This is a genomic window from Fortiea sp. LEGE XX443, from assembly GCF_015206815.1.
Lineage (GTDB): Bacteria > Cyanobacteriota > Cyanobacteriia > Cyanobacteriales > Nostocaceae > Nostoc_B.
This window is the reverse complement of the sequence record NZ_JADEXZ010000029.1, coordinates 55823-63787: the sequence shown is the minus strand read 5'-3', so window position 1 is coordinate 63787 and position 7965 is coordinate 55823. Positions and strand designations below refer to the sequence as shown.

Genomic DNA, 7965 nt, shown 5'->3' with positions numbered 1-7965 from the left:
CCTTTTAATTGCTGTGCAGTTTCCTTCAACAAATGCTTTAGTGAATCTGTTAATTCCATTGACACCTATGCACATCCAAAATCGAATCATCATTGAATTTACTACAAAAAGGGAAGGGAAAGGTTGCTAACGGCAACCTTTCCCTTCCCCCCACCGGAATGATTATCATTTTCATAAGTTGTATACTTTATTCTCTGGAAGTCCCTAAAAACTCGACTTTGGGTAACAAAGGATCGGTAACAATAGCTACCCCCATAAAACCCCAGCGTTTGAGCAAGCTACTTAGTTGACTCCCTGGGAGAGACTCTACAGCGAAGCGATTTGCCACCTCTGCTGCGTGAGTGTTGAGATAGCTTAAAGCATCAAAGTTTTCTCGAAACAGCAGTACATAACCTGATTCTTCAGAGTTAGGCCGAGCTGTAAGATAACGACCATCAGCCTTTGCACGTACTAGATAATAAACTTCGGAAAGCATACTGAATGAAGTGTGAAGTGTGTAGACGCTTTTAGGGGCTTGCCGCAGGCTAGTATGAAGTATGAAATATACAGCACAATTCAAGAGCCAATTAAATTGACTCTTGATCAATATCTAAGAATCTAAACGAATTCGAGGATCGGCTACCTTTAATAATAAATCTGCGAGTAAGTTGCCTACATTCAACAGTACAGCGCTCATAACTAGACTGGCCATGACTAAATATTGGTCTTTAGCGATCACAGCTTGTAGGGTTAGTCTTCCTAAACCAGGCCAGTTAAAGAACTGTTCAGCGATGAATGCGCCACCTAATAAACTAGCTAACTCAAAACCTAGCAAAGTAATTAGGGGGTTTATGGCATTGCGGAGTGCATGAACGTAAATTACTCGATTTTCTGGCAGTCCTTTAGCGCGGGCAGTTTGGATATAATCTTGACGTAAAACATCCAATAATTCACCACGAGTAATGCGCTGCAAACCAGCAAAGCTAGTGATGCTTAAAGCAATAGTGGGTAAGATCATGTGCCAGCCGACATCAAGAATTTTACCAAACCAAGATAAATCAGCATGATCTATGCTAGTCATGCTACCTACTGGAAACAAAGGTGAGGTAAATTGGGCAAATATTAATAAGAATAGGGCGGTGATAAAACTGGGAAATCCTTGTCCAGCGTAGCTAAATACCTGTAATATGCGGTCTGTAGCGCGATTTTGCTTGACAGCAGCAATAATACCCAAAGGAATAGCGATCGCCCATGTCACAATTAAAGAAGCGATCGCTAATAATAAGGTTGCAGGTATTCGCTCCCATAACAAAGACGCTACAGAACGCTGATAGACAAAACTTGTACCAAAATCTCCTTTGGTAAAGATTCGCCACAGCCACAAGAAATATTGCTCACCCCAAGACTTATCTAAACCGAACTGTCTTCTAATTTCCTCAATTCTTTCTGGGGAAATTTTCGGATTTTGCCGCAGGGTATCTACATAATCCCCTGGAGACAATTTGATGATGAAAAACGACAGCGCTGATGCTAACAATAAGGTAAACAGCGCTTGCAATATCCTTTTCACCACATAAATAAAAGTTTCATTCGTGACTAGCCTAATCAGCCAATCTCGACCTGTCTCCAAGGAAATTTTTGTAGCCGTCATACAATTTTAGATTTTAGATTTTGGATTGACCCCATAGGGAAACGCTTGGCTGGGAATTTTAGATGTCTGGATATTCAATTGATTCCACACATGAATCTTTGGGCTTTTGTCCTTTGACTATTGAGCCATGACTAATATTCAATCAACGAGATAATTGGCACATCTGGTAGATGTTTACGCCCTTGTAAATCCCGTAGCTCGATAATAAACCCAAAACCAACTAGTTCACAGCTAATCTGCTGGACTAACTTTGCTGTAGCACTGGCTGTACCACCTGTAGCAATCAAATCGTCCACAATTAAAACTCGGCTCCCTGGGTGCAAAGCGTCTTTATGTACTTCCAAGCAGTCAGTACCATACTCTAGTTGATATTCAATTGAGTGAACCGCTGCGGGTAACTTACCTTTTTTGCGGACAGGAATAAACCCAGCGCCTAATTTATAAGCTAGAGGTGCGCCAAAAATAAATCCCCGTGACTCCATACCGATAACATAATCTGCCGTGAATCCTGCCTCATTGCATTTTTTTGTAAAAAAGTCAATAGTGTATCGCAATCCGTCTGGGTCACGCAGTAGAGTAGTAATATCCCGAAATAAAATGCCGGGCTTGGGAAAATCTGGGATGTCACGAACTAGAGATTTTAAATCCATAAAACAATTAGGGAGTAGGAAGAGGAAACGGGGCAGGGGGCAGGGAGTAAGGGGGAAAATATAACAAATGACCAATGACTATTGACCAAGCACTTTCACACTTGAGACTTCATGCTTTTACTTGTCAGTCCCCATTACCTGAAAAATCGTACACTATAATGTCATACGCTTGACTTCGAGGTTCTAGTATCATCATCCATTGACGATACGGAGAATCTACACCAAGCTTAAACATGGACTGGTACTCATACCAAAGGAAGGTAAACTGGAGCTTGAAAAACTGAAATTTAAGTATACGCAAACCTTGTATTAGAACAAGTTAAGCCATGTATACGTCAAGTAATATGGCTACTGCCCCAAGTTTAATGTTATTTTTTGGCTACTTATCTTAAATTTAGTTGTACTAGTTGTATCTAGTCTGTTGGAAGCGCACAAGGTAAATTATAGAATGAATGTCTCCGCGAGCTTAACGCCGTTCAACAGTCCCGCGCCTGCATCAATGCCAATGATTCTGGATACGTTACCAGATCCGGCGATCGCAGGACAAGGATGCCCACCCAGAACAAGGGTGCAAATTGACCTCATTTTACTGGCAATTGAAGCTTTAGAGCTTGGTGGTTCAGAAGCAATTCTGAGTTTTGCTGAAGAGTTGGATTTAAAAGAAATTATTAAAAATCGGGTAAATTTATGGCGGATGCGTAGCTCTAACCCAATGCGTCGAGCTAATATCCGTCGCCCCTTAACCATTCTGGAGGCAAAAGCCTTAGTGGTGATTGCTTGCTACATTGCCCGGCGGTTAACAGTCGTTATCCGCCAGATGCTAATGATCTATCAGCAAATGAATGACAAGCAGATCCCCCTAGAACAAAATTTGCGTTTATCTAATTATCTAGAACGCTTTCGAGTACATTTTAGAAGTAGAATGAATGCCCGACGTTCTGGCGTACTAGCATTAACTTCTGATGAAAAATTAGATGAGTTAGCGATTAATTTGTTAGAAAAACTACTATTTTGTACTGGTACGGCTGGAATGCAGCGGTTCTGGATTAGTCTTTTTGACGGGGAAGTGGAATGAACATTCAACGTAAGTACAGTCTGCCTAACTGTACGTTGCTTTTAGAGGGTTTAAGTGATGCCACCAGGGCGGCACATTTACAGGAACTGCGTCCAGAATTATCAATATTGGTAAATGTAGAGTGCTATATATCTGGTTATAAGCAGCCTCTGGTAGGAGGCCGCGAATTTTTTGAAAGTTTGGTGAGGGCTGTTAGTGGCTATGGGCAAGAGTTTTTAAGTAATGTGCCGAATCCGCAAGCTCATAACCAGGACTCGGAATTAGTAGAATTACAAAAAATTGATCATAACCGCCATAGACTAATTATCCATTCGGAAAACACGACAGAAGGTTTTGAGTCGAATTCAAACCATCCTAAATCACCTATTCAAGTAGATATGAATACGGTGCAGTTATTTGATTTGGTAGAAGCTGTAGATCAGTTTTTTGCCGACACCCAAACCTTATCAGAGTTATCACTAGAGCTACAACCAGTTGCCAGACGCTATGGTGGTGCGAATGAAGTTGTACTCAAGCAAGCAGTACCAGCAAGTATTGGAGTTGCAAGTGTAGCAGTGGCCGCAGTTGCTTTTAGTTTGATTCCACCTCCCCAAGTTCGTCCACCAGAGACGCAGCCTGAAACCCAGAGTAGCGCGACACCAACACCTAGTACTAATACTGCGGCAACACCGACCATAACTCCTACAGATGCGACATCTCCCTTAGCAACTGTAACTCCGATCGCTGCTACAACTCCTACCCCAACTCCCACATCTGCTACAACAGCCCCGACAGCAGATTTAGAAGCACTTTTAAATACAGTTTCGGAAATTATCGATCCATCCCAGCTACGTGCGTTAAATCGTCAAGTTTGGAATCAAATTGATCCCGCCTGGAATAGCCGCGCGGCAGTGAAACAAGATTTAGTTTATCGTGTGGGTGTTGCTGGTGATGGTGCGATCGTTGGTTATAAAGCCGTAAATCAAGGCTCAAATGAAGGCATCGAGTCAACCCCTCTACCAAAGCTACTTTACAACCCTACAAATCGCCCTAGCATTGTAAAAGAACCCATAGCCCAATTTAAAGTAGTCTTTACAAGCAAAGGTGTGCTAGAAGTTAGCCCTTGGCGTGGATACGCCAGTACACCAAAGGTGATTGGCAAAAAAATCACGGACGTTAATACAGTTAAAAATTTAAACCAAAAGCTATACAACACCATTCGCCAAAACTGGAAAGGCACTCCTACTTACAGAAAAGATTTGCGATATCGAGTGGCAGTCAATCAAGAAGGCATCATTGCTGATTATGAACCACTGAACCAGGTTGCCTTCGATTATTTCCGCGAAACACCGCTACCAAACATGTTTCAAGCCGTTTATGGTTCCAATGGTGCAGCGCCTAACAATCAAGAACCTCTGGCTCACTTCCAAATAGTTTTCAATCCTAATGGCAAACTGGAAGTGACTCCTTGGCAGGGATATCAGTAACTAATCAGGATGAATTGTAAATTATCAGATTTCAACCCACATTTCCTGATGAACAACGATAAACTCTTCTGTTTCTCGTTGTTACTTGCCAAAAGTATCGTCTTCTGAACTGAGAAACTTCTGGAATGTGGGTTTTACTGGTGATTCATCTCGCCCTAGTTTACGCAGGGTTTGAGTAAAAATTTTTGGCGAAATTTCTTCAATGTGATACTGAATAGCGCTATTTGGGTTCCAGCGATCGCTGTTGATTTTGAATATTCCTATTTTCTTCTTTTTTATATGTATTTCTTTACAATGATATATCCTCACATCTTCTGACAAAACTCCCGTTCTCAATCTGGATGGGGTTAAGCGCAACCTTTATCAGAAGTAAATTTAACCACTGCAAGATTTTTGTATTAACTGTAGCTTAGATTAATGTCAGGAAACGTTGACTTTCGCAACATTTCTTTAGATAATTTGAAGAGGTGCAGCGTCAAAATAAAACTAGTTCCGTATAGCAAAATACAAAACCCTAGCCACAAGTTTAATCTCTGTCATGTTCGTTCCCCCTTATAAGTGGGAATACTATCTACGTATAAATGTGTGAGTAAAAATCATGAGTGTGAATACGGTGCCTTCTATCAATTACTACTCTCTAGATGTAATCCAAGACGAAGCACGCCGACTGGTGCATAAAGGGATGGTTAGCCGACAACAGCCAATATATACACTCTGCCAATACATCCCAGCAAGAGAGTGGGTGTGCGTTGAATGCGAGTTGGAAAAATGCGACTTTCTACTACGCGATCGCATTGGCGACCTAATTGGTCGTGAACAATGGGACAATGACTAATCAGTCTATGATTTTGGATTGGGAGTATATTTTTTGGATGTTGAAATTTGACAAAGAACCATTTACCGCCCAACCTTTTGAGGTGTAGTCTCTGTTTTTGACAAATATTCCCCAATCCAGAGTCTTCTATTATTTTTTCTAAAAATAAGCATTGCGGAAGCATTAAAGTTTGATTTAGACAACTTTTCTCATCATCTTGGGCAAAATCATCACCTATCGTGAATTTTTCAAGAAAAGTTGTTGCGTAAATCCATTTTCATAACTTTGAGTATTTTATCTAGGTTAGCTAACCGGGGCAGTTTTTATAGCAGGTGACAGGTAACAGAGGACAGGTGACAGGGTTAAAATCCTTTTGAAGTAAAGGTTTTGTGATTTGTTGATGTCCTAATCTATGTGGCTACTGCTATATATCTAACTACTCCGGTGATTTTTTTATAAAAATTGTATTACATAAGTAACATAGCAAATTACTTTTAGCAGTAGCGGGGCGTTGAGCAAAAATCCTTAGTTTTTAGCTTTCTTACCACGTTGCCAACTTTGACTGTTCGGTTTTTTGGTAAATTCCCCTTTGGGAAATAGCCGTTGTTCTAATTCTTCATAGCTACCTTCAAAGTCACAGTGTCCGCATAACAGACATTTCTGGCAATAAACGCTTTCGGTGTAGCGTTCCAAGTTCTCACGATTGAAAAAATATGGTTTATGGCTAAAAGTGCTGGCTACCCACTGCCAAGACATATTATTACTGGCAGGATCACCATCTAAAAGATGTTCTAAAAACCACTTAGCACCAACTTGCCAACGAATACGTCGCCAATGGACAATGTAAGCCGCTAACCACATACGGCCGTGGTTGTGTAAGTAGCCAGTTTGGCGCAATTCCTGGCTAAAGCTGTCAATGCAAACTCTCCCTGTGCTACCTTCTTTAATATCCTGAGGTAATTCTGTGGCGTATTCTTGGGGTGTGTAACCTGTTTTATATTCTTCTTGGTCTTGCCAGATACCATTACCTAGCTTGACATACAATCTCTGCCAATAATCACGCCAGCCTAATTCGTTAATCAGTTTAGTAGCATCGTCTGGATGTTTTACATTGTCTAGTACATAATGCCGAATTTCTGCCAAGCTTAAAACCCCATAGCGAATATAAGGTGAAAGTCGCGTCACTGCACCTGTTAAGAAATTACGGGTTTTGCTGTACGTGGCTGGGTTTACTTTTTGTAAGGCTTTTTGGGCAGCTTTGCGTCCCCCAATAGTATCGCTAATATGATCGTCACGTTCTACGGCTTGCGGGAACTGTTCACGCAGATAGGCTATCAATTCATTGCGGCTAGTAAATTTACGTAGCATAAAATGTGATTTTAACGCTTGAGTATTTGTATAAAAATAAAGGTGAAATTACTAATTCATATCTCTATTCCGCAACGCCAAAAACAGGCCATCGATGACGCGATCGCCGATGGTCAAACCCCCGCGGAGATTGAAAAACTGATTCACTCCTGGCGTGAGGAGAAATGAAAAATGCGATCGCCTCCGGTGGGCGGGTACGCCATCCATCGCGGAAATAATGCAAAATAAGGGGGCATCGAACCCCCTTATTTTGCCGCGCTTACATGCCCACCCACAAGGGAATGGGGTTTTACTCGCGATCAATAAATTTAGTATGAGCTGATGATAGCTTAGTGCCTGATCGACAATTAGGCTGTAGCAAGATTTTGAGCAGCGAATTCCCAGTTGACCAATTGATCTAAGAAATTCTTGATGAATGCTGGACGAGCATTTCGGTAGTCGATGTAATAAGCATGTTCCCAAACATCAAGGGTGAGTAATGCTTTTTTGCCGTGAGCTAGGGGATTTTCGGCGTTGGGGGTTTTAATTACCTTGAGAGTACCACCATCATCAACTAGCCAAGCCCAACCGCTACCGAACTGAGTAGCAGCAGCATTAGAGAATTCTTCTTTGAATTTGTCAAAGCCACCAAAGTCTTTTTCAATCTTGGCTGCGAGTTCACCTGTAGGTGCGCCGCCACCTGCTGGCTTCAAGCTATTCCAAAAGAAGGTGTGGTTCCAAACTTGAGCCGCATTGTTAAAGATACCTGCCTTAGAAGAATCTTTAAAGGAGATTTGGATGACTTCTTCCAGTGACTTATTAGCCAGTTCCGTACCGTCGGTGAGTTTGTTTAGATTGTCTACATAAGCTTTATGATGCTTCCCATAGTGATACTCGAAGGTCTCACCTTTCATGCCATATGGCTCTAGAGCATTAAAGTCATAAGGTAAGGGGGCTTGTGTAAATGCCATTTTGTGAAATCC

The 7965-nt window shown here is 41.6% G+C and carries 10 protein-coding genes; 4 read left to right on the top strand and 6 right to left on the bottom strand.

Features of this window, described 5'->3' with window-relative positions; all coding sequences use genetic code 11:
- Positions 1–187: 187 nt before the first annotated feature.
- From IQ259_RS13270 to IQ259_RS13260, 3 genes are all read right to left on the bottom strand, one after another.
- Positions 188–475 (bottom strand): hypothetical protein, encoded by a 288-nt coding sequence (locus tag IQ259_RS13270; RefSeq protein WP_193885411.1) that lies wholly within the window; start codon positions 473–475, stop codon positions 188–190.
- Positions 476–589: 114 nt separating this feature from the next.
- Positions 590–1630 carry an ABC transporter permease gene (locus IQ259_RS13265; RefSeq protein WP_193885410.1) on the bottom strand — a complete coding sequence of 347 codons (1041 nt, stop codon included), beginning with the start codon at positions 1628–1630 and terminating at the stop codon, positions 590–592.
- 131 nt (positions 1631–1761) lie between these two features.
- Positions 1762–2280, bottom strand: coding sequence for an adenine phosphoribosyltransferase (locus tag IQ259_RS13260; protein WP_193885408.1), 519 nt, complete (start codon positions 2278–2280; stop codon positions 1762–1764).
- Positions 2281–2728: 448 nt separating this feature from the next.
- Here IQ259_RS13260 and IQ259_RS13255 point away from each other — a divergent pair, with 448 nt between their 5' ends.
- Both IQ259_RS13255 and IQ259_RS13250 read left to right on the top strand, forming a co-directional pair.
- Positions 2729–3355: a DUF3038 domain-containing protein gene (locus IQ259_RS13255; RefSeq protein WP_193885406.1), complete on the top strand. Its 627-nt coding sequence runs from the start codon at positions 2729–2731 to the stop codon at positions 3353–3355.
- Complete coding sequence (locus IQ259_RS13250; RefSeq protein WP_193885404.1) at positions 3352–4821, top strand: DUF4335 domain-containing protein; 1470 nt, start codon at positions 3352–3354, stop codon at positions 4819–4821. Before IQ259_RS13255 ends, IQ259_RS13250 begins: the two co-directional genes overlap by 4 nt.
- 81 nt (positions 4822–4902) lie before the next feature.
- On the opposite strand, the gene IQ259_RS13245 is transcribed toward IQ259_RS13250, so the two are convergent.
- Positions 4903–5130 (bottom strand): hypothetical protein, encoded by a 228-nt coding sequence (locus IQ259_RS13245; RefSeq protein WP_193885402.1) that lies wholly within the window; start codon positions 5128–5130, stop codon positions 4903–4905.
- A 289-nt stretch (positions 5131–5419) separates the two neighbouring features.
- Between IQ259_RS13245 and IQ259_RS13240 the strand changes: the two genes are divergently transcribed.
- Complete coding sequence (locus IQ259_RS13240; protein ID WP_015115066.1) at positions 5420–5656, top strand: DUF4327 family protein; 237 nt, start codon at positions 5420–5422, stop codon at positions 5654–5656.
- Between the two features lie 504 nt (positions 5657–6160).
- Here IQ259_RS13240 and IQ259_RS13235 read toward each other — a convergent pair.
- Positions 6161–7003 carry an FAD-binding domain-containing protein gene (locus IQ259_RS13235; protein ID WP_193885400.1) on the bottom strand — a complete coding sequence of 281 codons (843 nt, stop codon included), beginning with the start codon at positions 7001–7003 and terminating at the stop codon, positions 6161–6163.
- A gap of 42 nt (positions 7004–7045) precedes the next feature.
- Here IQ259_RS13235 and IQ259_RS27570 point away from each other — a divergent pair, with 42 nt between their 5' ends.
- Complete coding sequence (locus IQ259_RS27570) at positions 7046–7171, top strand: hypothetical protein (protein ID WP_255525380.1); 126 nt, start codon at positions 7046–7048, stop codon at positions 7169–7171.
- Between the two features lie 179 nt (positions 7172–7350).
- Here the strand turns inward: IQ259_RS27570 and IQ259_RS13230 are convergent, their stop codons facing one another.
- A complete protein-coding gene (locus IQ259_RS13230) occupies positions 7351–7953 on the bottom strand; it encodes a superoxide dismutase (protein WP_193885398.1) in 603 nt (200 codons plus the stop codon).
- Between the last annotated feature and the right edge of the window lie 12 nt (positions 7954–7965).

Coding starts and splice junctions, on each gene's coding strand:
- IQ259_RS13270 (WP_193885411.1), bottom strand. CDS start 475: ATGCTTTCCGAAGTTTATTATCTAGTACGTGCAAAGGCTGATGGTCGT.
- IQ259_RS13240 (WP_015115066.1), top strand. CDS start 5,420: ATGAGTGTGAATACGGTGCCTTCTATCAATTACTACTCTCTAGATGTA.
- IQ259_RS13265 (WP_193885410.1), bottom strand. CDS start 1,630: ATGACGGCTACAAAAATTTCCTTGGAGACAGGTCGAGATTGGCTGATT.
- IQ259_RS13260 (WP_193885408.1), bottom strand. CDS start 2,280: ATGGATTTAAAATCTCTAGTTCGTGACATCCCAGATTTTCCCAAGCCC.
- IQ259_RS13250 (WP_193885404.1), top strand. CDS start 3,352: ATGAACATTCAACGTAAGTACAGTCTGCCTAACTGTACGTTGCTTTTA.
- IQ259_RS13235 (WP_193885400.1), bottom strand. CDS start 7,003: ATGCTACGTAAATTTACTAGCCGCAATGAATTGATAGCCTATCTGCGT.
- IQ259_RS13255 (WP_193885406.1), top strand. CDS start 2,729: ATGAATGTCTCCGCGAGCTTAACGCCGTTCAACAGTCCCGCGCCTGCA.
- IQ259_RS13230 (WP_193885398.1), bottom strand. CDS start 7,953: ATGGCATTTACACAAGCCCCCTTACCTTATGACTTTAATGCTCTAGAG.